The sequence below is a fragment of the Limnohabitans sp. 15K genome, from assembly GCF_002778285.1.
Classification (GTDB): Bacteria; Pseudomonadota; Gammaproteobacteria; order Burkholderiales; family Burkholderiaceae_C; genus Limnohabitans_A.
On record NZ_NESM01000001.1, the window covers coordinates 1,162,075 to 1,186,878 of the forward strand.

Below are 24,804 nucleotides of genomic sequence, written 5' to 3' on the forward strand. Positions count from 1 at the left end.
CCGTTTAGCGTTCGGCGCTGTTTTGCAAGGCCGCAATGCGCTCTTCGATCGGCGGGTGGGTGCTGAACAGCTGGCCAATGCCACCTGCAATGCCCATGGCCGCCATGCTCTTGGGCAACTCGGCGGTGTGCACACCGCCCAAGCGGGCCAGAGCGTTGATCATGGGTTGTTTGCGGCCCATCAACTGGGCAGCGCTGGCATCGGCGCGGAACTCGCGCTGGCGGCTGAACCAGGCCACGATGATCGCTGCGACAAAGCCCAGCAGGATGTCCATCACGATGGTGGTGATGTAGTAGCCCATGCCGGGGCCCGTGTTTTCTTCGTCGTTTTTGCGCAGGAAGCTGTCCACGGCATAGCCCACCACGCGCGAGATGAAGACCACAAAGGTGTTCATCACGCCCTGGATCAGGGTCATGGTGACCATGTCACCGTTGGCAATGTGCGCCACTTCGTGCGCGAGCACGGCCTCAATTTCTTGGTGCGTCATGTTTTGCAACAGGCCTGTGGACACGGCCACCAAGGCCGAGTCACGGAAAGCGCCGGTGGCAAAGGCGTTGGGGTCACCTTCAAAAATGCCCACCTCGGGCATACCGATGCCGGCTTTATCGGCCAACTTGCGCACGGTGTCCACGATCCAGGCTTCGTCGGCATTGGCCGGTTGCTCAATGACTTTCACGCCCGAAGACATCTTGGCGATCCATTTGCTCATGAGCAAAGAAATGATGGCACCGCCAAAGCCCATGATCAGCGCAAAGCCGAGCAAAGCACCCAGGTTCAAGCCGTTGGACGTCAAAAAGCGGTTCACGCCCAACAAGTTGGCGACGATGCCCAACACCAGCACCACGGCCAGGTTGGTCACGATGAATAGAAAAATGCGTTTCATGTGGAGTTTCACTTTCACCCGAAAGACGCGGGCACGTTGGAACGGATATTAGGGGGTTGGACCCCAAAATCAAGCCGGCGGCAAGATTTCCGAATTGGCGTACGGTTTTTCAGTGGCGGCAGGCCTGCGGCGCGGGCGAAACACGCTGGCATCGTCATAAAACGCGGGGTTCTCGTTATCGGGCCACCAGCCAGGCACGCCCAAAAGGGGCAAGGGGCTGAAGGGTTTACCGGCCAGCTTTTCAGGCGTCAGGTCTTGCGCCAGCCAAGCATCGAGGTCTGGTGCAGCCACCCCTTGCGGCACGCGCCACAGGTGCACGGTGATCGATTTGTAGGGCTGAACCGCTTTTTCAAGCGCGGCATGGCCAAAGGCCCACAGGCGGGTGTGCGCCCATTCGGCACGCAAATCGACCAAAGCCTCCGTCCAGCGGTGTTCGGTCAACGCGGACCAAAGCCGGTCTGATGGCTGGATGAGCCAAGCGTTTTCGTCGAACACCGTGGCTGCATCGCGCACCGGACCACGCACTTGGCCCACACCCGCACGGGCGATTTCACTGGCTTGTAATTGGTTCAACCGCTTTTTGGCCAAGGGAAAGTGCATCCAGCACAGAGCGTTAAAGAAGTCGTGCAGGCCTTCGCGGGTAGGCACCTGGCCACGGGCAAAGATGAAGTCTTCGTAGGCTTGGCCTTCGGGCAAATCGGCTTGCGGCACAAAACGCACGGGCACTGGCGCGTGCGCTAGGCTCGGGGCTTGCATGAGGGTTTGATTCAGGGCTTCAGGCTGAGGGCAACCCGCCGCCACCTGCTGGGCGATGGGTTCGCCCACAGCACGCCAGTCGGCTAACCAAGGGGCTTGCCAATCGATGTCTGGAACGCTCAGGGCGGATGTTGGGACACACCTGCGTCCCGCCCGGTTCGGGTTCAGCGCTTGGCTCAGAGGCTCACCATCCGCCAGGGCAGACTTTCGCCCGAGCGCAAGGGCTTGAGCTGGGCCTCGCCAAAAGCGTAGCTCTCGGGCGGTGTCCAGTTCTCGCGGCGCAAGGTGATGCGGTCGGTGTTGCGCGGCAGGCCGTAAAAGTCGGCCCCGAAGAAGCTGGCAAACCCTTCGAGTTTGTCGAGTGCACCGGCTTGGTCAAAAGCTTCGGCATACATCTCGATGGCCGCATGTGCCGTGTAGCAACCTGCGCAACCGCTGGCGTGTTCTTTGAGGTGTGCCGGATGCGGTGCGCTGTCGGTGCCCAGAAAGAAACGGTTGTTGCCACTGGTGGCCGCTTGCACCAACGCCAAGCGGTGCGTCTCACGTTTGAGCACGGGCAGGCAGTAGTAGTGTGGGCGCATGCCGCCCAAGAACAAGGCATTGCGGTTGTACAGCAGGTGGTGCGCCGTGATGGTCGCACCCAGGTTGGCGTCACCTGCAGCCACGTACTGTGCGGCCTCTTTGGTGGTGATGTGCTCCATCACAATTTTCAGGCCCGGAAAATCGCGCCGCAGCGGAATGAGTTGCTGCTCAATGAACACGGCTTCACGGTCAAACAGGTCGATGTCAGACGAGGTGACCTCGCCGTGCACCAGCAGCAGCACGCCTTCGCGCTGCATGGCTTCGAGCACGGGGTAAATCTTGCGCAGATCGGTCACGCCCGCGTCGCTGTTGGTGGTGGCGCCGGCGGGGTAAAGCTTGCACGCCACCACACCTGCGGCCTTGGCGCGGGCAATTTCTGCCGGGGCCAGGTTGTCGGTCAGGTACAGCGTCATGAGCGGCTCAAAGCTCATGCCTTTCGGCACGGCGGCCTGGATGCGCGCCTTGTAGGCCAGCGCCTGCTCGGCGGTGGTCACCGGGGGCTTGAGGTTGGGCATGATAATGGCACGGCCGAATTGGGCGGCCGTGTGGGGCACCACCACGTTCAGGGCAGCGCCGTCGCGCACATGCAGGTGCCAGTCGTCTGGGCGGATGAGGGTAAGTTCTTGCGTCATGGGCCGTATTGTCTCAAACCTGCGGCATTGGCAGGATGGGTGGGCAACTCATGGGACAAGAGGCGAGGCAGTGGGCCGGGGCTCCTACTCGCTTCGCTCGCCAAGTCGCCCCAACCCACTGCCCCGCCTCTTGTGCGAAGGTTAGAAATGAACTGCCTCAGTGCCCCAGGATCTTGGACAAAAAGTCTTGCGCTCGGTCGGTTTGTGGCGAGTCAAAGAACTGCTGGGGTGGAGCTTGCTCCACCACCTGGCCTTGGTCCATGAAGATGACGCGGTCGGCTACGGCTTTGGCAAAGCCCATCTCGTGCGTCACGCAAAGCATGGTCATGCCCTGACCGGTCAGCTCGATCATCACGTCCAGCACTTCCTTGATCATCTCGGGGTCGAGCGCTGAGGTGGGCTCATCAAAAAGCATGATTTTGGGGGTCAAACACAGTGCTCGGGCAATCGCCACACGCTGCTGCTGGCCACCGGACAGTTGCAGCGGGTACTTGTGAGCGTGCTCTGAAATGCGCACACGCTCGAGCTGCACCATGGCTTTGTCCACGGCTTCCTTGCGCGGCATCTTGGCCACCCAAGTGGGCGACAAAATCAGGTTTTCCAAGACGGTCAGGTGCGGGAACAGGTTGAACTGCTGGAACACCATGCCGACTTCGCGGCGCACTTTGTCAATGCCTTTGAGGTCATCGCCCAGCAAGGTGCCATCGACGGTGAGGGTGCCTTCTTGGTATTCCTCGAGGGCATTGATGCAGCGGATCAGGGTGGATTTGCCTGAGCCCGAGGGGCCGCAAATGACGACTTTTTCGCCTTTGGCAAATTGCAGGTTCACGTCGCGCAGCACATGGTAGCCATTGCTGGCATACCATTTGTTCACGCCTTTGAACTCGATCAGGGGGGTAGCGTTGGTGGTCATCAGGGGTCTTTCGGTCAGCGAACTTTGCTCACAGCGGTGCGGTCTTCAATCCACAGGCTGTAACGTGACATGGCAAAGCAGAACGCAAAATAAATGAAGGTGATGAAGAGGTAGGCTTCGATCTTGAAAGGACGCCAGTCGGCATCCGAGTTGAGCGCCAGGCCCAAGGCACCGGTCAACTCATACAAGGACACGATGGTCACCAAGGAGGTGTCTTTGAACAAGCCGATGAAGGTGTTCATGATGGAAGGCACCACGGTGGCCAGGGCCTGGGGCAAGACGATCATGCGTTGGGTCTGCCAGTAAGTCAGGCCCAAGGTGGCTGCCGCTTCGGTTTGACCTTTGGGCAAAGCCTGCAGACCGCCGCGGATCACCTCGGCCATGTAAGCCCCAGAAAACAAGGTGATGCCCACCACCACGCGCACCAGCACGTCGATCTTCACGCCCTCAGGCATGAACAAAGGCAGCATGAACGAGGCCATGAACAACACGGTGATCAGCGGCACGCCACGCACCAACTCCACATACAAAGTGCACAAAGTCTTGATGGCCGGCATGTTGGAGCGACGGCCCAAGGCCACGAAGATGGCCAAAGGAAAAGCCAAGGTCATGGAAATCACCGTGAGCATCACCGTGAGCGGTAAGCCACCCCACTGGTCGGTGTCCACCGAAGTCAGGCCCAAAAAACCACCCTTCATCAGCACAAAGTACACGGCCAGCATGACGATCCAGACCAAGGGCAAAGCCTTGTTCCAAAAGCGGGGCATGCAGCTGATGACCACCACTCCCAACATCAAGGCGGTGGCAATCACTGGACGCCAGTGTTCGACTTCGGGGTAACGCCCCATCACGATGAGACGGCCTTTTTCGGAGATCACGCCCCAGCAAGCACCCACGCCGCGCATGTCGTTGCAGGCTTGCAACTGGCTGCCAAAGACCGCATTGAACAGCGCCCAATCCAGCGTTGAAAACAAGGCCAGAATGCCACCGGCCAACAACACCAGCGACAAGACGGTATTGCCCAAGCTGGAGAACAGATTGGTGCGCAACCAAGCCACAGGGCCTGAACTGCGGCCGGGCATGGGCCTGGCCTCCAAGGATTTAAAAACAATACTCATGTCAGCGCTCCTGAATGGCGGCACTGGCGTTGAACCAGTTCATAAGAGCCGACGTGATGAGGGACAGCGTCAAATACACCAACATCACAATGGACAAGGCCTCAATCGCACGGCCCGTCTGGTTCAGTGTGGTGTTGGCAATCGACACCAGCTCGGGGTAGCCGATGGCCACCGCCAAGGAAGAATTTTTCGTCAGGTTCAGGTATTGGCTGGTGAGCGGCGGAATGATCACCCGCAGGGCTTGCGGCAACACCACCAAGCGCATGGATTGGCTTTTGCTCAGACCCAAAGAAGCAGAAGCTTCGTGTTGCCCCAAAGACACCGAGGCGATACCGGAACGGACCACTTCGGCAATGAAAGAAGCGGTGTAAAAAACCAAGCCGCACAGCAGCGCCATGAACTCGGGGCTGAAGACACCCCCATCTTCGATTTGGAAGTCGCCTACTTTGGGGACATTCCATTCGGCAGGTGCACCTCCCGCCAACCAGCCCAAGAGCATCAGAGCGCAGGTGACCGCCAACGACACCGCCCACACCGGACGGGTATGGCCTGTTTGGTCAAAATGCGCTTTGGCCTTGCGGCGGTAATAAATGGCAAACAAGCCCCCTAAGGCAGCACCAACGAGGGCCAGCGTTTGTCCCAACTGCCATTCGGGCCAGGGGAATGAAACGCCGTTTTTGCTCAGGTAAAAATCACCCAGCTTCCAGGCCTTGTCGAAATCGGGCAAGGCTTCGGTGAACACCAAATACCAAATCAGCAGCTGCAGGTACACCGGCACGTTGCGAAAGAACTCAACGTAGCCATAACAAACCTTGCGCACCAGAAAGTTGGCCGAAAAGCGCCCCACACCCACCAACACACCCAGCAAGGTGGCCAGCACAATGCCAATCACGGCCACTTTGAGCGTGTTGAGCATGCCAATGAAAAAGGCCACCAGATACGTGCTGTTGGACGCGTACTCGATCATCGTTTCGCTGATGTCAAAGCCAAACGGTTGCAGCAAAAAGTCATAGCCACTTTGGATGCCACGCAGACGCATATTGGTCAGCGTGTTGCGCACCAACAAGCCCACCAAGGCCAAGGCGGACAAAATCGCGACGATCTGGTAGATGACCGAGCGCCCTTCGCGGCTGCGCCACGAGATGGATCGGTTTTTCTTGCCAGGCAATGGCCTGGCCTCGATCATGGAAAAATGGGACATGTACAGGGCCTGAAGAAAACCACGGTTACAAAAGATACGCCCCAAGAAGGGGCGTATCCAGAGTCTTTAAGAAAGACCGAAAATTAACGCAATGGGGCTGCGTACATCAAGCCGCCTTTGCTCCACTGGTTGTTCAGGCCGCGTGGCAAGTTGATGGCGGTCTTGGGGCCGACGTTGCGCTCAAACATTTCACCGTAGTTGCCGGTGGTCTTGATGGCGCGGGCCAACCACTCTTTGTCCAGACCCAGGTGCTTGCCCAAATCTTCTGTGGAACCCAACAAACGACCCACTTGTGGGTTGTCGCTGGTCTTCATCTGGTCCACGTTGGCTTGGGTGATGCCGTACTCTTCGGCTTCGACCAAACCGCTCAACACCCATTTGTTGATGGCGAACCACTCGTCATCGCCACGGCGAACCATTGGGCCCAGAGGCTCTTTGGAAATCAAGTCGGCCAACACAACGTGTGCTGCTGGGTCTTTGGCTTCTTTGGCGCGAACCGAGGCGAGGCCCGATGCGTCGGTGGTGTAAGCCTGGCAACGGCCAGAGAAGTAAGCGCCGGTGGCAGCTTCCACTTTCTCAAACACCACGGGCTTGAGGTTCAACTTGTTGGCACGCGAGAAATCGGTCAGGTTTTTCTCGGTGGTGGTGCCCGATTGCACGCAGACAGTGGCACCTTTGAGTTGCTTGGCGCTGGTGATCTTGCCTTTTGGCACCATGAAGCCTTGGCCGTCATAGTAGTTGGCACCGATGAAGTGCAGACCCAAAGAACCATCGCGGTTCAAGGTGTTGGTGGTGTTGCGGGCCAACACATCCACTTCGCCAGACTGCAAGGCCGTGAAGCGCTGCTGTGCCGTCAAAGGCACGTATTTGACTTTGGTCGCGTCGCTCAGCACTGCTGCGGCCAGCGCACGGCAATGGTCCACATCCAGACCCGACCAGTTGCCACTGGAGTCGGCTGCAGAAAAACCTGCCAAACCGGTGTTGACGCCGCAAACGATTTGTCCACGCTGCTTGATCTGGTCCAGTGTTTTGCCAGCCATGGCCGAAGTGCCGGCCATCAGGCCGGTGGCTGCCAATACGGCAGTGATCACGGTTTGTGCATGTTTTTTCATGGTTTGTGTCCTCTTTTCAATTTTGAGCGGCAAAACGCCACCCGATGATTAAATGCCAAATATGCGCCCGGACTGCCTAGGAGCTTCCCTAGGTGGTGTCTTGGGCTCAAAACACCGATTGGCCGCACCATCTTGATGCGTTGGCCAAACCTGCTGTACTTCAAAGCACAAAGTGCGCCTGAATCGCTTTGAACTTCGATTGTGCGGCAAAACCCTTGCACCCTTTGCCCCAGGGACATGATTCAAGCATGGCAACGCAAAAAACGCACCCTTTTAGGAAGACGATGCGTGTTCTCGCAACAGTGCCCGTGTGTTTTGCAAGGACTGCAAAAAGTCCAACGCCTGCACATACAAGATCTGCCCTGCGGGCGTGAGTTGGGTCGGGTACGAACTTCGGTCCACCAAATCTGTTCCGGCCCAAGCTTCGAGCGACTGGATGCGCCTAGAAAACGCAGGCTGAGTGACATGACGCAGCTGAGCCGAACGGCTGAAACTGCGGGTTTCAGCCAAGCTCACAAAATCTTCCAGCCACTTGGTTTCCATCGGCGGTTCGCTCCTGTCGCTTGGCGGTTCAATCGGTGGATTGTTGCAAAGCCCACATGCTCGCGTAACGCCCGTTTTGGGCCAGCAAGGCCGCGTGGTTGCCGCGCTCGATGATCTGCCCGGCGTCCATCACCAAAATCTCGTGGGCATCGACCACAGTGGACAGACGGTGCGCAATCACCAAGGTTGTTTTGTTTTGCGCCACACTGGCCAACTCGGACTGGATGGCGCGTTCGTTGGCCGAGTCGAGCGCCGAGGTGGCTTCGTCAAAAACCAAAATCGGCGGGTCTTTGAGCAAAGTACGGGCAATGGCCACGCGCTGCTTTTCACCGCCTGACAATTTCAGGCCCCGCTCGCCCACCGACGTTTGGTAACCCTTGGGGGTGGAGGCGATGAAGTCGTGGATGCGGGCCGAACGCGCTGCGCCTTCAATCTCGGCTTGGCTGGCACCGGGGCGGCCATAAGCGATGTTGTAGGCCACGCTGTCGTTGAACAGCACCGTGTCTTGCGGCACGATGCCCAAAGCTTGGCGCACGCTGGTTTGCGTGACCTGCCGAATGTCTTGCCCCGCGATGCGGATGAAGCCCTGCTGCACGTCATAAAAGCGGAACATCAAGCGCGCCAGCGTGGACTTGCCCGAACCCGAAGGCCCGACCACCGCCACGGTTTTGCCCGCCGGAATGGTGAAACTGATGTCCTTCAGGATCGGGCGGTCGCTCTCGTAGGCGAAAGACACACGATCAAACACCACATCGGGTGCGCCTTGCAGGCTGAGCGCCTGGGCACCTGGCGCATCGGCCACTTCGCGCTCGCGGTCCATCAGCACAAACATCTTGTCCAGATCGGTCAGGCTTTGCTTGATCTCGCGGTAAAGCACACCCAAAAAGTTGAGCGGGATGTACAGCTGGATCATGAAGGCGTTGATCATGACCAAGTCGCCCAAAGTCATGCGACCGGCCACCACCCCTTCGGTGGCTCGCCAGAGCATGGTCACCAGCGCCGCCGCGATGATGAGCTGCTGCCCTGTGTTGAGCACCGACAAGGTGGTTTGCGCCTTGAGCCTCGCGACCCGCAGGCGCTCCAGGCTTTCGTCGTAACGCCCGGCTTCAAACACCTCGTTGCCAAAGTACTTGACGGTTTCGTAGTTGAGCAGCGAGTCGATGGCCCGTGTGTGCGCGGCCGAGTCGAACTCGTTGGCCTGCTTGCGAAACTGGGTACGCCACTCGGTGATGCGCACCGTGAAAAAGATGTACAGCGTCAAGGCCAGCAAAGTGATGCCCGCAAACCAAGCGTCAAACTTCACAGCCAAAATCGTCAGCACCAAAGCGACCTCGATCAACGTGGGGATGATGCTGTAGAGCGAATACGAAATCAGCGACTCGATGCCGCGCACGCCGCGTTCAATGTCGCGTGTCATGCCGCCCGTCTGGCGGGCCAGGTGAAAACGCAGACTCAGGGCGTGCAGGTGCTCAAAGGTTTGCAAGGCGATGCTGCGTGAAGCACCTTGTGTGGCCTTGGCAAACACCAGCTCGCGCAACTCGGTGAAGGCCGAGGTCATCAAACGCAAAGCGCCATAACCCACCAACAGCGCGACCGGCACCACCAGCACCACTTGCGGATCGCCAGGCTTGAGGCTCATGGCGTCCACCAACTCCTTGAGCAGCAAGGGCACGCTGACGTTGGCGAGCTTGGCGCCCACCATCAGACTCAAGGCGATGACCACGCGCCACTTGTATTGCCAAAGATAGGGCAAGAGGCGTGACAAGGTTTGCCAGTCACCGCCCACAGCGGGCTGTGCGGCCTGACCTGAAGGTTTTCCGGGCGGAGAAGCAGAAGGAGCGGTTTCGCCGTGGTGGCGCATAAGGGACAATCCGGTTTTATTGATAACCACCGATTGTGCCCATGTCTGACGCCCCACACCCCCACGCCGTGGCATTGCCCACCGACCAAGAACTGGTGCTCAAGGCCATCCCCATGCCTGCGGACTGCAATGCCAGCGGCGATATTTTTGGGGGCTGGGTCATGGCACAAGTCGACTTGGCGGGCGCTGTCTTGCCCGCCCGGCGTGTGCGCGGCCGCATGGTGACCGTGGCGGTGAACGAATTCATCTTCAAACAGGCCGTCAAAGTGGGCGACATCTTGTCTTTTTTCTCACGCATCGTGCGCGTGGGCCGCACCTCGGTCACAGTCAAGGTGGAGGTTTTTGCCGAGCGTTTTCAGCTGCAAGGCCAGTACATCAAGGTCACCGAAGCCAACCTGACTTATGTGGCGGTGGACGACCAGGGAAAACCGAGGTTGGTGCCTGCCGAGTAATGCCGAGGGTCTGAGCGAAGGCTCAGAAGATCAAGAGACGATGTAAGCGGCTGCACCCGTCGACATCAAGGTCCCGTCGGGCCCACAAAATTCCATGCGTGAAGAACCCACACGCGAGCCGACCCGCAAGGCGTTGGCCGTGATGGTGAAGTGCTCGCCAATGCCGGGGCGCAAATAGTCCACCCGCAAATCGATGGTGCCCAGCTTGGCAAAGCGCTCCAAGCGCTTGGCGGGCGGTTCGTCCATGTGTTTAGCAGCCAACGCTGCCATCACGGCTGCGCTGCCGATGGCGTCCAGCACTGCGCTGATGACGCCGCCGTGGATGCGGTTGTAAGCAAAGTGGCCGACCAACTCGGGCCGCATGTCGATGCGGGCCGTCACACCTTCGGGTGTCACCTTGACCAGCTTCAGGCCCAAGGTTTTGTTGAAAACGATTTTTTCTTCGTAGATCTGGCGAAAACCTTCGATGTACTCGGGTTCCAGAACCACAGGGATTTCAGGGTGATGGGGCATGCTGCTGATTCTAGGGAAGAACAAACAACTGCAGCCCCTTAGCCCTCACAGCTTGGAAAAATCGGGTTTGCGCTTTTCCATGAAAGCCCCAAAGGCCTCTTTGGCAGCAGGCTCACGCAGCATGCGACCGAAGCTCTTGCCTTCTTCGTCCATCTTTTGCAACACAGCTTGTGTATCGCCTTTCATCAAGCGCTTGGTCTCGATCAAAGACGACAACGGTTTGCCCGCCAACTTGCGGGCTTGCGCTTGCGCGTAACCATTGACTTCGGTGGGCGGCACCACGCGGTTGACCAAACCCACCTCTTGCGCGGCTTCGGCAAAAAAGGCCTCGCCCATGAGCAAGGCCTCAGCGGCGCGGTGGTAGCCGAACATTTTGGGCGCCAACAAGCTCGAAGCCGCCTCCGGGCACAGGCCCAGATTGACAAACGGCATGGAGAACGCCGCGTTGTCGCCGGCATAAACCAAGTCACAATGGAACAACATGGTGGTGCCGATGCCCACTGCGGGTCCGGCCACAGCGGCCAACAGAGGTTTTTCAAACGTGGCGATGCCGCGCAAAAAGCGGAACACCGGCGACTCTTGCGTGCTGGGCGGCTGGTTCAGAAAGTCGCCAATGTCATTGCCCGCACTGAAGATACTTTCGTGGCCCTGAAACAGCACCACGCGCACGCTGGCGTCAGCGGCCGCTTGGGCCAATGCATCGGCCATGACCGCGTACATGGCCGAAGTGATGGAGTTTTTCTTGTCCAGACGGTTGAAGGTGATGGTCATCACCCCTGCGTCGATGTGGGTCAGGATGTCAGACATGGTGTTCCTTGTGGTGTGGGTTCACTGAACCCGAATCCAGGTTTGCGTACGCCCAAGCATTGGGGCACCGATGTAGCCGCGCACTTCCAGCTTCTTACCGCCGTCGATCGGGGTCAAACGCAAGCTGTAGTTCTTGCCATTCTCGGGATCGAGGATTTTCCCACCCTCCCACACCGCTTTGCCGTCACCTTGTTGACCGCCCCGGATGATTTCCATGCCAATTTTGGGCTGGCCCTTGCGGTCGTCGGTGCACAGGTTGCAATTCGGGTCGGTGTTGGGGTTGTTTTGCAGCGACCGCTCCACCACACCCGAGAGGCCCGAACTGGCCGTTTGGGTGATGCGGATTTCCGCTTTGGGCTGCTTGGTCTCGTCGTCGATGCTGCGCCACAGGCCCACAGGGCTCATTTGAGCCTGCGCCAGCAAGGTGAACAGGCCTAAGGTCAGTGCGGTTGTTTGTTTGATCATGCTCATGCCTTGACGTTGATCAAGCCAATGCGGCGTCGGTGTCCATCAGCACATCGCTGCCGGCACGGATGCGGCGCATCAGGCTCGATGTTTCGGGCATCAGGCGGGTGAAGTAAAAACGCGCGGTCTGCAACTTGGCTTGGTAGAACGGATCGGGGCGCTGTGCCTCTTCTTCTGCCTCGGCCAGTTTGGCCAACGCGATTTGCGCCGAGCGGGCCCAGAAGTAGCCCAGCACCAAATGGCCCACCACGCGCAGGTAATCCACAGCGGCAGCACCCACTTCGTCGGCATTGCTCATGGCTTTCATGCCCACTTCGCCTGTGAGCTGCGTGAGCTTTTGGCCCAGATCGGCCAGCGGCTTGATGAATTCGCCCATGGCCTCGTTGGCCATTTCGGCCTTGACGAGTTGCTCGACCAGTTTGCCGAACTTTTTGAGTGTGGCGCCTTGGTTGCCCAACACTTTGCGCCCCAACAAGTCCAGTGATTGGATGGTGTTGGTGCCTTCGTAAATCATGTTGATGCGGGCATCGCGCACATACTGCTCCATGCCCCACTCCTTGATGTAACCGTGGCCACCAAACACTTGCATACAGGCCGACGTAGCCTCCCAAGCGTTGTCGGTGGTGAAGGCTTTGACGATGGGCGTGAGCAGGGCCACGACTTCTGCAGCCTCCGCACGCACGGCCTCGTCAGGGTGGTTGAATTCTTTGTCGAGCAATAAAGCGCAGTAGCAAGCCAGAGCCCGGCCGCCTTCGGCATAGGCCTTGGCCGTCATCAGCATGCGGCGCACATCGGGGTGCACGATGATCGGATCGGCTGGCTTGCCAGGGGCCTTCACACCGGTGAGCGAGCGCATCTGCACGCGGTCTTTGGCGTAAGCGAGTGCGTTTTGGTAAGCCACTTCGGTCAGGCCCAGAGACTGGTTGCCCACGCCCAAACGGGCGGCATTCATCATCACGAACATCGCAGCCAAGCCCTTGTTGGGCTGACCCACCATCGTGCCCACGGCTTCGTCCAACACCATTTGGCAAGTGGCGTTGCCGTGGATGCCCATTTTGTGCTCCAGGCCGCCGCAGTAAATGCCATTGCGCTCACCCATGACGCCATCGGCCGACACATTGAACTTGGGCACCAAAAACAAGCTGATGCCTTTGTTCCCGGGAGGGGCATCGGGCAAACGGGCCAACACCAGGTGAACGATATTGGGAGCCAAGTCGTGCTCGCCTGCGCTGATGAAAATCTTTTGTCCGGTGATGCGGTAGGTGCCATCGGCTTGGGGCTCGGCCTTGGAACGCAAGAGTCCCAGGTCGGTGCCACAATGCGGCTCGGTCAGGCACATGGTGCCTGTCCACTCGCCGCTGGTGAGCTTGGGCAGGTACAAGGCTTTTTGCTCGGGCGTGCCGTGCGCATGCAAGGCTTCGTAAGCGCCGTGTGACAAACCGGGGTACATGGTCCAGGCTTGGTTGGCCGAGTTGAGCATTTCGTAGAAACACTGGTTCACCACAAACGGCAAGCCCTGCCCGCCATATTCGGGGTCGCAGCTCAGGGCGGCCCAACCACCGGCGACGTATTGCTCGTACGCGGCTTTGAAGCCATCTGGGGCTTTGACGGCGTGGGTCTCGCGGTTGAGCTCGCAGCCTTGCGTGTCGCCAGACACGTTGATGGGAAAAATCACCTCAGAGGCGAACTTGCCACCTTCTTCCAGCACCGCGTTGATGGTGTCTGAATCGGTCTCGGCGTGCTTGGGCAGCGCCTTGAGCTCGGCGCTGACGTTGAGCAACTCGTGCAAGACAAACTGCATGTCACGAAGAGGCGGGTTGTAGACGGGCATGGGAACTCCTGATTGGGGGGGTTAACGTGATCGAAGCAATGAAAGCTCAAGTCTTGGACGCATAGCGGTCCAAAATGTGTGAAAAACCGCGCCGTGCGTGCTCGGTGGCATTGGGGTTGCGCAAGAACCTGGCTTCGTAGTGCAGGGCCAAAATCAGGCCATGGATCTCAAACGCGATTTGGTGTGCATCGGCTTCACGCATGAGTTGGCCTTCGGCTTGGGTCAACTCGACGGCTCGGCGCAAAGCGGTTTGCCAAGTGCTCACCGATCGGGCAAGCGCATCGCGCACCGGACCCGTCCGATCATCGAATTCCACGGCACCACTGATGTAGATGCAACCAGAATCGATCTCTGCCGAGGTCTGGACCATCCAGTTGTCGAACATAGCCTGCAGCCGCTGAACGCCACGGGGCTTTTGCATGGCCGCGTAAAACACCTCGGCCTCAAAGCGGTCGTGGTATTCGCGGATCACCGAAATTTGCAATTCTTCACGCGAGCCAAAGTGCGCAAAAACGCCTGACTTGCTCATGCCCGTGACCTCGGCCACGGCACCAATGGACAGGCCTTCCAAGCCGATTTGCGAGGCCAAACCCAAAGCCGCGTCAATGATCACCGCTTTGGTTTGCTGACCTTTGATCAGCACACGTTTGCCCGCGTCTGGGACGGGCGAGCTTTCAGCTTTGGCGGAATGAGAATGGACGGTCATGGTCTTCAAAAAAGAACGATCGTTCTATTTTGCACCAAAAACCGTCCGAGATTCAAAACACCGGAACCACCAAGGGTAAATCGGGAGCACCTGTCGCTGCCCTAGGGGCAGCAGCCAGGTGTCCACATCCATTCACCCGACTTCAAGCCTTGAAAGCAACAACCTTTTGGGTTTGTTCACCCAAACCGTCGATGCCCAAACGCATCACGTCGCCTCGCTTGAGGTAGACCGGCGCAGGTTTGCCATCGACCTTGACGCCCATGCCCACGCCCGGTGGGGTGCCGGTGGTGATGATGTCGCCTGGCTCGAGGGTCATGAACTGGCTCACGTAGCTCACCAACTTGGCCACACCAAAAATCATGGTCTTGGTGCTGCCGGTTTGAAAGCGCACGCCGTTCACATCCAACCACATGCCCAGGGCTTGTGGGTTGGGCACTTCGTCACGCGTGACCAGCCAAGGGCCCACGGGGCCGAAGGTGTCGCAACCCTTGCCCTTGTCCCAAGTGGCACCGCGCTCGAGCTGGTATTCGCGCTCGCTCACGTCGTTGACCACGCAGTAGCCAGCCACATGGTTCAACGCGTCTTTTTGCGTGACATAACGCGTGCGGGTGCCGATCACGATGCCGAGCTCGACTTCCCAGTCGGTTTTCTTGGAGCCTTTGGGCAGCATGACGTCGTCGTCAGCGCCTTGAATGCAAGAGATCGCTTTGGTGAACACGATCGGCTCGGCGGGGATGGGCATGCCTGCTTCGGCCGCGTGGTCAGCGTAGTTCAAGCCAATGGCGATGAACTTGCTGGTGTAAGAGATGGGGGTGCCAAACCGTTTTTTACCGCGCACCAAAGGCAGCTTGTCGGTCTTGACCTTGGCCAATTTGGCCAAGGCCTTGTCATTGAGTTGGTCGGGCGAGATGTCTTTGACGACACCACTCAGGTCGCGCAAACGGCCATCGGCATCGATCAGGCCTGGTTTTTCTTTGCCGGGTTGGCCATAACGAACGAGTTTCATAAATACCTTTCAGTGCTGGAACAGAATCAATAAGTGGAACGGCCACCGGACAAGTCAAAAACCGCCCCGGTGGAGAAGGAACATTCTTCGGTGCTCAACCAAGTCACCATGGCGGCGACTTCTTCGGGCTCACCAAAGCGGGCCATCGGGATTTTAGAGAGCATGAACTGGATGTGCTCGGGCGTCATTTGATCAAAAATCGCCGTCTTCACAGCCGCGGGGGTGACACAGTTCACCCGCACCCCCGTGTCGGCCAGCTCTTTGCCCAGCGATTTGGTGAGACCTATCACTGCGGCCTTGCTCGCGCTGTAAGCGCTGGCGTTGGGGTTGCCATCCTTGCCTGCCACAGACGAAATATTGATGATGCGGCCGTAGTTGTTCGCCTTCATGTGGGCGCTGAGTTCGCGGCAGCAATGGAACAAGCCATGCACGTTGACATCGAACACCTGCTTCCAAGCGTCCACCGGGTAGTCCCAGACTTTGACGTTGGGGCCAGTGATGCCGGCACTGTTGACCAACACATCGACCACGGCCAAGGCTGTCGTTTGCGCGGTGGCCTGAACCACCGAAGCGTGATCGATCACATCGACCTGCACGGTGTTGACCACCGCACCCAACTGGCCCTTGCGCAGCTGCTCGGCCGCTTGGGCCATGCCTGCCAGATCGCGGTCCCAGATGGTGACGCGTGCACCAGATGCCAGCATGCGCTGCGCAATCGCAAAACCCAAACCGGTCGCTGCACCGGTGATGACCGCGTGGCGGCCTTTCATGTCGAGCAAATTCATGTGTTGCTTTCAGTCATCAGATGGTCATGCCACCGTCCACCATGTACGCATTACCCGTGGCGAAGATGGATTCGTCGGAGGCCAAAAAGGTCACGATGGGCGCAATTTCTGCCGCTTGAGCCAAGCGCCCCATCGGCTGGCGGTTGATGAAGTCTTTGCGCGCCTGTACCGGGTCGGCATAGCTGTTGATGCGGTCCTGCAGCGAGGGCGTGTCCACCGTGCCGGGGCAAATCGCATTGCAGCGCACGCCCTGGCGCACGTAGTCGGCTGCCACGCTTTTGGTCAGGCCAATCACCGCCGCCTTGCTGGTGCCGTAAATGAAACGGTTGGGCAAGCCCTTGACACTGGAGCAGACGCTGGCCATGTTGATGATGCTGCCGCCGCGCCCGTCTTTTTCAAACTGCGCCACCATTTTGGGGATGGCCGCCTGGATCATCCAGAACTGCGAGCGCACGTTCAGGTTGAAGGCGAATTCCCACTCTTCATCTTTCGCCAATTCGATGTTGCCGTTGTGCACAAAGCCCGCGCAGTTGAAGAGGATGTCGATGCGGTCCAAGCTGGCCACTTGCGCTTCAATCGCTTTTTTGTCGAGCACATTGAGCACGGCCGTGTGCACATTGGCCACGCCCTGGTAGCTCTTGAGCAGTTCGGCGTTCACATCGGTCGCATACACGGTGGCCCCTTCTGCGGCCATGGCCAATGCCGCCGCTTGGCCAATGCCTTGCCCGGCAGCGGTCACCAGCGCGGTTTTTCCTTTGAGTCTCATGATGCCTTGATCTCCATGTGGGTCATCTGTCGTTGTTGAATCGCCGCCCAGTCCCAGGCAATGCCCAGGCCAGGGGTTTCGGGTGGATGGGCAAAGCCGTCCTTCACTTGCATGCGTGATGTGGTGATGTCGTCGAGCTGCGGGATGTACTCCACCCATGTGGCATTGGGCACGGCCGCACAAAGACTGACGTGCAGCTCCATCAAAAAGTGCGGGCACACCGCCACGTCAAAGGTTTCTGCCAAGTGTGCGGTCTTAATCCAAGGTGTGATGCCACCAATGCGCGCCACATCGGGCTGCACGATCGAGCAAGCGCCCTGCTCCAAATATTCGCGAAACTGCATCGGGTGGTACATCGACTCACCGACCGCAACAGGAATGGTGGTGTGCTCGCGCAAATGGCGGTGCCCCGACACGTCTTCAGCGGGCAGGGGCTCTTCAATCCAGGCCAAACCCAAGCCATCGAAAGCCCGCGCGCGGCGCACCACCTCGGCGCGATTGAAGCCCTGATTGGCATCGGTCATCAACTCAAAGCCCGGCCCCACCGCATCGCGCACCGCAGAGAGGCGCGCCACGTCTTCGCTCACATGCGGGCGGCCAATCTTGATCTTCGCGCCTTTGAAGCCTTGGGCTTGTGCCTCCAGCGTTTGGTCCACCAGCGCCTCGGGCGACAAATGCAACCAGCCCCCTTCGGTGGTGTACAGCGGCACACGCGCCTGCGCGCCGCCCAGCAAGCGCCACAGCGGCAAGCCTTGGCTTTGGGCACGCCAGTCCCACAAAGCCGTGTCCACGCAAGCCAGCGCCAAGCTCGTCATGGCCCCCACTGCGGTGGCGTGGGTGTGGAAAAACAGGTCTTTCCAGATCGCCTCCACCATGACCGGGTCACGACCGATCAAGCGAGGGACCAGGTGGTCTTTGAGCAAAGCGATGACCGACGAGCCGCCCGTGCCAATCGTGTAAGCGTAGCCCGTGGCCTCGATGCCATCGCTGCAGTGCAGCGTGAGCAAGAGCGTTTCTTGTGTCACAAAGGACTGGATGGCGTCGGTGCGCAAGACCTTGGGCGGCAAGTTGACTTGCCGAAGGCTCACGCGGTCAATGGAGACGGAAGACATAGGCAATTGGGGCCTTCACAGGAGGGGCAAACGTTTGTACACAGGTTGGAAGCAGGCATGTCGCCAGGGATATCCGCCCTGGCCACCCATCTTCGGGTTTGTGCGGAGTTGCTTTGACAAAGGTTGATGTGATGATTGTGCAACTGGTCTGACCACTTGTCCAATTCACGTTATCCCTGATCTCACCCATGCCTCTCCAAACCTTGGAACCGCAGCGCCTTTACCGCCAAATTGCCGAGCAACTGCGGCAACTGATGGCGTCAGGCGAATTTGCCGTGGGCTCACGCTTGCCGGCAGAGCGGGACTTGGCACTGCAGTTGGGCGTGAGTCGCCCCTCGGTACGGGAAGCGCTCATCGCACTCGAAGTCGAGGGCATGATCGAGGTGCGCACGGGTTCAGGCATCTACGTCCAAAGTACAAAATCGCAGAACCGTCAACACAGCGCGCCCGCCAGCGACGCCCCCACCGAATGGGGCCCACTCGAGGTCATGAGTGCACGCATCATCGTGGAGTCCGAAGTGGCGGCGCTCGCCGCTCAGAATGCCCAAAAGAAAGACCTGCAAGCCATCCGAAAGGCCTTGCAAAAAATGAAGCTCGAAGCCGCCCGCGACGAAGTGCCCCGCTGGGGCGATGAAGCCTTCCACGAAGGCATCGCGCAGGCGTGTGGCAACAGTGTTTTGCTGGACACGGTGCAACGCTATTGGCAAGCGCGAAACAGCCCCTTGTTTGAACGCCTGGGCGACTATTTTGAACACCCCGCTTCTTGGCAAGCCGCCATCACCGAACACCAAACTGTACTGGATGCCATCGAAGCACGAGACAGCGCTGGCGCTCGTCGCGCCATGCAAAAACACATCAAACAAGCCTACAAAAGATACAGCGCGAGCTGGCGCCGCGCTCCCGCCCGTTAGCTGGCTGCTAAGGGGGTATGCAGTTTTTTTCGCGTCAGCATTTTTCAAAACCACTGAGGAGACAACGATGAGCAAACGATTCACCCTGAAAACTCTGGCCGCCGTCGGCGCAATGGCCATGGGCACGCTGCTGGTCAGCACCGGCGCCATGGCCCAGCAAAAAATCAAATGGGCGCACGTCTACGAGACCTCTGAGCCGTACCACACCGAGTCGGTGTGGGCCGCCGAAGAGATCAAAAAGCGCAGCAACGGCAAGTTTGACATCCAGGTCTTCCCCGCCTCCACCTTGGGCAAAGAGACCGACATCAACCAAGGCTTGACCTTGGGCACCGTGGACATGATCATCAGTGGCCCCTCCTTTGCCGCACGCACCTACCCACGCTTTGGCATCGCCTACTACCCCTTCATCTTCCGCGATGGCGACCACTTGATCGCTTATTCCAAGAGCCCCGTGTTCCAGGAAATGGTCAACGAGTTCCGCAGCAAAACCGGCATTCAAGTCACGGCCTACACCTACTACGGCGCACGCCACACCACGGCCCAAAAAGCCTTCACCAACTGCGCGGGCATGAAAGGCATCAAGATCCGCGTGCCCGATGTGCCGGCTTACCGCGCCACCCCTGAAGCCTGCGGTGCCAACCCCACCCCGATTGCTTTTGCCGAGGTGTATCTGGCCCTGCAAAACGGCACCGTGGAAGCGCAGGAAAACCCCCTGACCACCATCGAAGCGAAGAAGTTCTATGAAGTGCAAAAGGCGATCATGATGACGGGCCACATTGTGGATGGTCTGACCACCCAGATTGCACCTCACTTGTGGAACAAGCTGAGCGACGCCGAAAAGAAAATCTTCAGCGATGTGACACAAGAAGCTGCTGTGCGCGCCACAGGCAAGATCAAAGCGCGTGAAGCAGAACTGGTCGACGAGTTCAAGAAGAAAGGTCTGCAGATCGTGCAGGTCGACCGCAAGTCCTTCCAGGATGCGGTCCTGAAAAACAAACCCCTGACAGGCATGGGTTTCACGCAATCTGACTTCGACAAGATCCAAGCGGCCAAGTGAGTGGCTGACTGTGCCTTTGCACAGTCCAGATGTGGCGGGTCTGCCCTCAAGCAGGCCCGCTGCTTATCCCCTGTATGAATGAATTCAAGGACAAGCCATGAGCAACACCCCCGATCTGGACGCCATGCCCAAAGTGATAGGCGACGATGGGCAGTTTCACGCCACCGATGACGAAGTGGACCTGTCGGGCACCCCCATCGAGGCTTGGGTTGCAGTGGGCTTTTTCTGGGCCTTGGGTCTCACGGTTTTTTACCAATTTTTCACGCGCTATGTGATGAACAACTCGGCCTCGTGGACCGAAGAAATTGCCCGCTATTTGTTGATCGCTGCGGTTTTCACAGGCGCCACCATTGGTGTCGCCAAAAACAACCACATCCAAGTCGATTTTTTCTACCGCTTCATGCCTGACTGGATGGGCCGGGCCATGGGCGTGGTGGTCGATGTGATGCGCATCGCCTTTTTTGCCGCAGCCACATTCCTCACGGGCCAGATGATGGAAAAACTGGGCAGCTACAAGATGACCATCATCGACTTGCCCATGAACCTGGTTTATGGCGTGGTGATGGCGGGTTTTGCAGCCATGTGCCTGCGGGCGATGTGGGTCGCACGCATCCATTGGCAACGCGGCTACACCGTTTTGCAACGCCCCGAATCTGAAATGACCGACCGCTGAAACGCCTTTAGAAAGTTCTCCATGCTGAAGATCCTTTTTCTCATCCTCATGAGTGGCGGCATCCCGGTGGCCATTGCCATGGCCGGCGCGTCACTGATTTACCTCTTTGTTTCCGAAAGTTCACCACCGTTTGTGGTGATCCACCGCATGGTGTCAGGCATCGACAGTTTCCCTCTGCTGGCCGTGCCCTTCTTCATCCTGGCCGGCAACCTGATGAACAACGCGGGCATCACCAACCGCATCTACAACTATGCGCTGGCTCTGGTAGGTTGGCTTAAGGGCGGCTTGGGCCACGTCAACGTCGTGGGCTCTGTCGTGTTTGCGGGCATGAGCGGCACGGCCATTGCCGATGCGGCGGGCCTGGGCACCATCGAAATCAAGGCCATGAAAGACCACGGCTACAGCACCGAATTTGCGGTGGGCGTCACGGCGGCATCGGCCACACTCGGCCCCATCATTCCGCCCAGCTTGCCCTTTGTGATCTACGGCATGATGGCCAACGTGTCAGTGGGTGCGCTGTTCCTCGCGGGCATCTTGCCCGGCATCTTGATGGCACTGCTGATGATGCTGACAGTGGCTTATTTCGCGCACAAAAACGGCTGGGGTGCCGATGTGAAATTTGAATGGCCCAAAGTCATCAAGGCACTGGCCGAAACGGCTGTGGTCGTGGGCTGGCCTTTGTCCATTTGGTGGCTGGTCACGTCCATGGGCACGCCACCTCAAATCACCGTGTTTGTGGCCCTGATCGTTTTGTTCGCTGCCGACAAATTCTTCAACTTCCAGGCGGTCTTGCCCATCATGACCCCGGTCATTTTGATCGGCGGCATGACCACGGGTGTGTTCACCCCCACAGAAGGGGCGATTGCGGCCTGTGTTTGGGCCATTGTTTTGGGCTTTTTTTGGTACCGAACATTGAACTTCAAGATGTTCGTGAAGATCAGCCTCGACACCGTCGAAACTACGGCCACCGTGCTGTTCATTGTGGCCGCCGCCAGCATTTTTGGCTGGATGCTCACAGCCACGGGTGTGACCACGGCCATCAGCGAATGGGTCTTGGGCTTCACCAAAGAACCTTGGGTGTTTTTACTGCTGGCCAACGCACTGATGCTGTTTGTCGGTTGCTTCTTGGAGCCGACTGCGGCCATCACCATTCTGGTGCCAATTTTGGTGCCGATCTGCCAACAACTGGGCATTGACCTGGTGCACTTTGGTCTGGTCATGGTGCTCAATTTGATGATCGGCCTGCTGCACCCACCGATGGGCATGGTGCTGTTTGTGTTGGCGCGTGTGGCCAAACTCAGCGTGGAGCGCACGACGGTGGCCATCTTGCCTTGGCTATTCCCCTTGTTGGGGAGTTTGGCCATCATCACCTACTTCCCCAACTTGGTGTTGTGGTTGCCCAAACAATTTTATTGACCTGTAGGGCGCGTTATTGCGCGCAGCTCCCAACCGATTGCAAACATGTCCAATTCATTCATTCGCTTGCACCCTGCCGATGACGTGGTCATCGCCCGCAGCCAACTCATGAGCGGCAGCACTGTGGACGGCGTGGCCGTGCGCGGCCTGATCCCGCCTGGTCACAAGATCGCCACCCGCGCCATCGCCGCAGGTGAGCCGGTGCGCCGCTACAACCAGATCATTGGCTTTGCCTCGCAGGCCATTGCTCCCGGTGAGCATGTGCACACGCACAACCTGAACATGGGCGCGGAAAAAGGCAACTTCGAGCGCGATTACGCCATCGGGCAAGACGTGAAACCCGAGCCAGTGCGCAAGCAGGCGACTTTCATGGGCTACAAACGCTCGGATGGCCGTGTCGCCACGCGCAACTACATTGGTGTGCTGTCGAGCGTCAATTGCTCAGCCACCGCTGCCCGCGCGATTGCAGACCACTTTTCCAAACGCAACAACCCTGGGGCGCTGGCCAACTTTCCGAACGTAGATGGAGTCGTAGCATTGACCCACGGCACCGGCTGCGGCATGGACACAGAGGGGCTGGGCATTCAGCTTTTGGAGCGCACGCTGGCCGGTTACGCCACACACGCCAACTTCTGGGGCGTGGTGGTGGTGGGCCTGGGCTGCGAAGCGAACCAGCTCAACACCTGGCTGGCCCACAGCAGCTTGCGCGAGGGCGACACGCTCAAAGTCTTCAATATCCAAGACACGGGCGGCACGCGCCTCACGGTGGAAAAAGGCATTGCTTTGATCGAAGAAATGCTGCCCCGCGCCAACGCCATCAAACGTGAGCCCTGCAGCGCCGAACACATCACCGTGGGTTTGCAGTGCGGCGGGTCTGACGGCTATTCGGGCATCAGCGCCAACCCGGCGTTGGGCGCAGCGGTTGACCTGTTGGTGCAACACGGCGGCACCGCCATCCTAAGCGAAACACCCGAGATTTATGGGGCCGAGCATTTGCTGACACGCCGTGCGGTCAAGCCCGAAGTGGCGCACAAACTCATCGAGCGCATCCGCTGGTGGGAAAACTACACCGCCATCAACGGCGGCGAGATGAACAACAACCCCTCGCCCGGCAACAAGGCGGGCGGCCTGACCACCATCCTTGAAAAGTCTCTGGGTGCAGTGGCCAAAGGCGGCACCAGCAACCTGCAAGCCGTCTACGAATACGCCGAGCCGGTCACGGCCAAAGGCTTTGTCTACATGGACACGCCCGGCTACGACCCGGTGAGCGCCACGGGCCAAGTGGCGGGCGGCGCCAACCTGATCTGCTTCACCACCGGGCGCGGCAGTGCCTACGGCTGCGCGCCCTCGCCCAGCCTGAAGTTCTCGACCAACACCGCCCTGTGGAAAAAGCAGGAAGAGGACATGGACCTGAACTGCGGCGAAATCGTGGACGGCGGCGTGAGCATCGCCGACATGGGCCAGCGCATTTTTGAAATGATCTTGGCAGCTGCCTCTGGTGAACCCACCAAGAGCGAACGCCACGGCTACGGCCAAAACGAGTTTGTGCCGTGGCAAGTCGGCGCGGTAATGTAATGACTTTGCGGGACAGATCTTTAGCTCTGTCCCCAACCAATTAAGCAAGAACATGAGCCACACCATTTCTGCAAGCGACCTCCGCTCCAAAGTCGCACGCATCATCGAACAAGCGGGCAGCGCCCCGGCGGAGGCCGCTCAGGTGGCCGACAACCTGGTCATGGCCAACCTGAGCGGGCACGACTCGCATGGCGTGGGCATGGTGCCGCGTTATGTAGACGCCGTGCTCGAAGGGGGGCTGAGCCCCAACACGGGCGTGAAGGTCTTGCTGGATACCGGCCCACTGCTCAACCTCGACGGCCAGCGCGGCTACGGCCAAATCACCGGCGTTCAAGCCATGCAGATGGGCATTGAGCGCGCCAAGCAGCACGGCGTGTGCACCGTGGCGCTCAGCCGCTCCCACCACCTGGGCCGCATCGGCCACTTTGCCGAAATGGCCGTGGCCCAGGGTTTGGTGTCGGTGCATTTTGTGAACGTGCTCTCGCGCCCCGTGGTCGCGCCCTTTGGCGGTGGCGATGGGCGCTTTGGCACCAACCCCTGCTGCATCGGCGTGCCCATGGGCAGCCGCGCCCCCTTTGTGCTGGACTTTGCCACCAGCCGCGTGGCGCAAGGCAAGATGCGCGTGGCCCACAACAAGGGCGAGCAAGTGCTGCCCGGCTATTTGATCGACGAAAACGGCCACCCCACCAACGACCCCGGCGTGGTGGTGGTGCCGCAGTCGAACGGTTTGTTTGGCGCACTCATGACCTTTGGTGACCACAAAGGCTTTGGCATGGCCATGGCCTGCGAGCTGCTGGGCGGGGCGCTCACAGGCAGCGGCACCTGGCACCGAGAAGCCGACCAGCAACGGGCGGTGTTGAACGGCATGCTGACGATGCTGATCGACCCGGTGCGCCTGGGCACACAAACGATGTTTGAACAAGAAGCCCTGGCCTTTGCTGACTGGCTGCGCCAAAGCCCCGATGCGCCGGGCAGCGATGGCGTCAAGCTGGCGGGCGAGCCAGAACGCACAGCCCGCGCCGAACGCGAACAAAGCGGCATCTGGATCGATGACGCCACTTGGGCCGAGATCGAAGCGGCTGAACAGAAACTCCAACAACGTTGAGCGCACCGGGGCTGCTGGCCCTG

23 protein-coding genes and 3 pseudogenes are annotated in these 24,804 nt (G+C 59.1%); 8 read left to right on the top strand and 18 right to left on the bottom strand.

Going from position 1 to position 24,804, the window contains the following annotated elements; translation table 11 throughout:
• Nucleotides 1–4: 4 nt before the first annotated feature.
• The 9 genes and pseudogenes from htpX to B9Z40_RS05555 all read right to left on the bottom strand — a co-directional run bounded on the left by htpX (nt 5) and on the right by B9Z40_RS05555 (nt 9,601).
• Nucleotides 5–883 carry a protease HtpX gene (htpX, locus tag B9Z40_RS05515; protein ID WP_100172248.1) on the bottom strand — a complete coding sequence of 293 codons (879 nt, stop codon included), beginning with the start codon at nt 881–883 and terminating at the stop codon, nt 5–7.
• Between the two features lie 69 nt (nt 884–952).
• Nucleotides 953–1,708, bottom strand: coding sequence for a DUF3025 domain-containing protein (locus B9Z40_RS05520; RefSeq protein ID WP_233204796.1), 756 nt, complete (start codon nt 1,706–1,708; stop codon nt 953–955).
• Nucleotides 1,709–1,815: 107 nt separating this feature from the next.
• Complete coding sequence (gene pyrC / locus B9Z40_RS05525; protein ID WP_100172250.1) at nt 1,816–2,853, bottom strand: dihydroorotase; 1,038 nt, start codon at nt 2,851–2,853, stop codon at nt 1,816–1,818.
• Nucleotides 2,854–3,010: 157 nt separating this feature from the next.
• Nucleotides 3,011–3,766 carry an amino acid ABC transporter ATP-binding protein gene (locus B9Z40_RS05530; RefSeq protein ID WP_100172251.1) on the bottom strand — a complete coding sequence of 252 codons (756 nt, stop codon included), beginning with the start codon at nt 3,764–3,766 and terminating at the stop codon, nt 3,011–3,013.
• A 14-nt stretch (nt 3,767–3,780) separates the two neighbouring features.
• Entirely contained in the window at nt 3,781–4,884 is a 1,104-nt protein-coding gene (locus B9Z40_RS05535) for an amino acid ABC transporter permease (protein ID WP_199172496.1), read from the bottom strand.
• Nucleotide 4,885: 1 nt separating this feature from the next.
• Nucleotides 4,886–6,085 carry an amino acid ABC transporter permease gene (locus B9Z40_RS05540; RefSeq protein ID WP_233204797.1) on the bottom strand — a complete coding sequence of 400 codons (1,200 nt, stop codon included), beginning with the start codon at nt 6,083–6,085 and terminating at the stop codon, nt 4,886–4,888.
• Between the two features lie 83 nt (nt 6,086–6,168).
• Nucleotides 6,169–7,197, bottom strand: coding sequence for an amino acid ABC transporter substrate-binding protein (locus tag B9Z40_RS05545; protein WP_100172253.1), 1,029 nt, complete (start codon nt 7,195–7,197; stop codon nt 6,169–6,171).
• A gap of 279 nt (nt 7,198–7,476) precedes the next feature.
• Nucleotides 7,477–7,740, bottom strand: a pseudogene (locus tag B9Z40_RS05550) (LysR family transcriptional regulator); the annotation flags it as partial.
• A gap of 28 nt (nt 7,741–7,768) precedes the next feature.
• Nucleotides 7,769–9,601: an ABC transporter ATP-binding protein/permease gene (locus B9Z40_RS05555; protein ID WP_100172254.1), complete on the bottom strand. Its 1,833-nt coding sequence runs from the start codon at nt 9,599–9,601 to the stop codon at nt 7,769–7,771.
• 41 nt (nt 9,602–9,642) lie between these two features.
• On the opposite strand from B9Z40_RS05555, the gene B9Z40_RS05560 reads away from it, so the two are divergent.
• Nucleotides 9,643–10,053 carry an acyl-CoA thioesterase gene (locus B9Z40_RS05560; protein ID WP_100172255.1) on the top strand — a complete coding sequence of 137 codons (411 nt, stop codon included), beginning with the start codon at nt 9,643–9,645 and terminating at the stop codon, nt 10,051–10,053.
• A gap of 30 nt (nt 10,054–10,083) precedes the next feature.
• On the opposite strand, the gene B9Z40_RS05565 is transcribed toward B9Z40_RS05560, so the two are convergent.
• The 9 genes from B9Z40_RS05565 to B9Z40_RS05605 all read right to left on the bottom strand — a co-directional run bounded on the left by B9Z40_RS05565 (nt 10,084) and on the right by B9Z40_RS05605 (nt 18,044).
• Nucleotides 10,084–10,566: a thioesterase family protein gene (locus B9Z40_RS05565; RefSeq protein WP_100172256.1), complete on the bottom strand. Its 483-nt coding sequence runs from the start codon at nt 10,564–10,566 to the stop codon at nt 10,084–10,086.
• Between the two features lie 45 nt (nt 10,567–10,611).
• On the bottom strand, nt 10,612–11,373 hold the full coding sequence (locus tag B9Z40_RS05570) for an enoyl-CoA hydratase (RefSeq protein ID WP_100172257.1): 762 nt from the start codon (nt 11,371–11,373) through the stop codon (nt 10,612–10,614).
• A 21-nt stretch (nt 11,374–11,394) separates the two neighbouring features.
• A complete protein-coding gene (locus tag B9Z40_RS05575; protein ID WP_100172946.1) occupies nt 11,395–11,838 on the bottom strand; it encodes a DUF2147 domain-containing protein in 444 nt (147 codons plus the stop codon).
• A 19-nt stretch (nt 11,839–11,857) separates the two neighbouring features.
• Nucleotides 11,858–13,669 carry an acyl-CoA dehydrogenase C-terminal domain-containing protein gene (locus B9Z40_RS05580; RefSeq protein ID WP_100172258.1) on the bottom strand — a complete coding sequence of 604 codons (1,812 nt, stop codon included), beginning with the start codon at nt 13,667–13,669 and terminating at the stop codon, nt 11,858–11,860.
• Between the two features lie 46 nt (nt 13,670–13,715).
• Complete coding sequence (locus tag B9Z40_RS05585) at nt 13,716–14,375, bottom strand: TetR/AcrR family transcriptional regulator (protein ID WP_100172259.1); 660 nt, start codon at nt 14,373–14,375, stop codon at nt 13,716–13,718.
• A 142-nt stretch (nt 14,376–14,517) separates the two neighbouring features.
• The gene (locus B9Z40_RS05590) at nt 14,518–15,381 is read right to left on the bottom strand and encodes a fumarylacetoacetate hydrolase family protein (protein ID WP_100172260.1); all 864 of its coding nucleotides are present in this window, start codon (nt 15,379–15,381) and stop codon (nt 14,518–14,520) included.
• Nucleotides 15,382–15,407: 26 nt separating this feature from the next.
• Nucleotides 15,408–16,166, bottom strand: a complete 759-nt coding sequence (locus tag B9Z40_RS05595; RefSeq protein WP_100172261.1) for an SDR family NAD(P)-dependent oxidoreductase — start codon at nt 16,164–16,166, stop codon at nt 15,408–15,410.
• Between the two features lie 16 nt (nt 16,167–16,182).
• A complete protein-coding gene (locus tag B9Z40_RS05600; RefSeq protein ID WP_100172262.1) occupies nt 16,183–16,932 on the bottom strand; it encodes an SDR family oxidoreductase in 750 nt (249 codons plus the stop codon).
• Nucleotides 16,929–18,044, bottom strand: coding sequence for a mandelate racemase/muconate lactonizing enzyme family protein (locus B9Z40_RS05605; protein WP_100172263.1), 1,116 nt, complete (start codon nt 18,042–18,044; stop codon nt 16,929–16,931). The genes B9Z40_RS05600 and B9Z40_RS05605 overlap by 4 nt, the downstream gene beginning before the upstream one ends.
• Nucleotides 18,045–18,232: 188 nt before the next feature.
• On the opposite strand from B9Z40_RS05605, the pseudogene B9Z40_RS05610 reads away from it, so the two are divergent.
• From B9Z40_RS05610 to B9Z40_RS05635, 7 genes and pseudogenes are all read left to right on the top strand, one after another.
• A pseudogene (locus B9Z40_RS05610) lies at nt 18,233–18,892 on the top strand (FadR/GntR family transcriptional regulator); the annotation flags it as partial.
• Nucleotides 18,880–18,966: pseudogene (locus B9Z40_RS17425) on the top strand (hypothetical protein); the annotation flags it as partial. The pseudogenes B9Z40_RS05610 and B9Z40_RS17425, both read left to right, overlap by 13 nt.
• A gap of 56 nt (nt 18,967–19,022) precedes the next feature.
• A complete protein-coding gene (locus tag B9Z40_RS05615; RefSeq protein ID WP_100172265.1) occupies nt 19,023–20,012 on the top strand; it encodes a sialic acid TRAP transporter substrate-binding protein SiaP in 990 nt (329 codons plus the stop codon).
• A 97-nt stretch (nt 20,013–20,109) separates the two neighbouring features.
• Nucleotides 20,110–20,685: a TRAP transporter small permease gene (locus tag B9Z40_RS05620; protein WP_100172266.1), complete on the top strand. Its 576-nt coding sequence runs from the start codon at nt 20,110–20,112 to the stop codon at nt 20,683–20,685.
• 21 nt (nt 20,686–20,706) lie between these two features.
• Nucleotides 20,707–22,101 carry a TRAP transporter large permease gene (locus tag B9Z40_RS05625; RefSeq protein ID WP_100172267.1) on the top strand — a complete coding sequence of 465 codons (1,395 nt, stop codon included), beginning with the start codon at nt 20,707–20,709 and terminating at the stop codon, nt 22,099–22,101.
• Between the two features lie 45 nt (nt 22,102–22,146).
• Nucleotides 22,147–23,676: a UxaA family hydrolase gene (locus B9Z40_RS05630; protein ID WP_100172268.1), complete on the top strand. Its 1,530-nt coding sequence runs from the start codon at nt 22,147–22,149 to the stop codon at nt 23,674–23,676.
• Nucleotides 23,677–23,728: 52 nt separating this feature from the next.
• Entirely contained in the window at nt 23,729–24,781 is a 1,053-nt protein-coding gene (locus B9Z40_RS05635) for a malate/lactate/ureidoglycolate dehydrogenase (protein ID WP_100172269.1), read from the top strand.
• Nucleotides 24,782–24,804 lie beyond the last annotated feature (23 nt).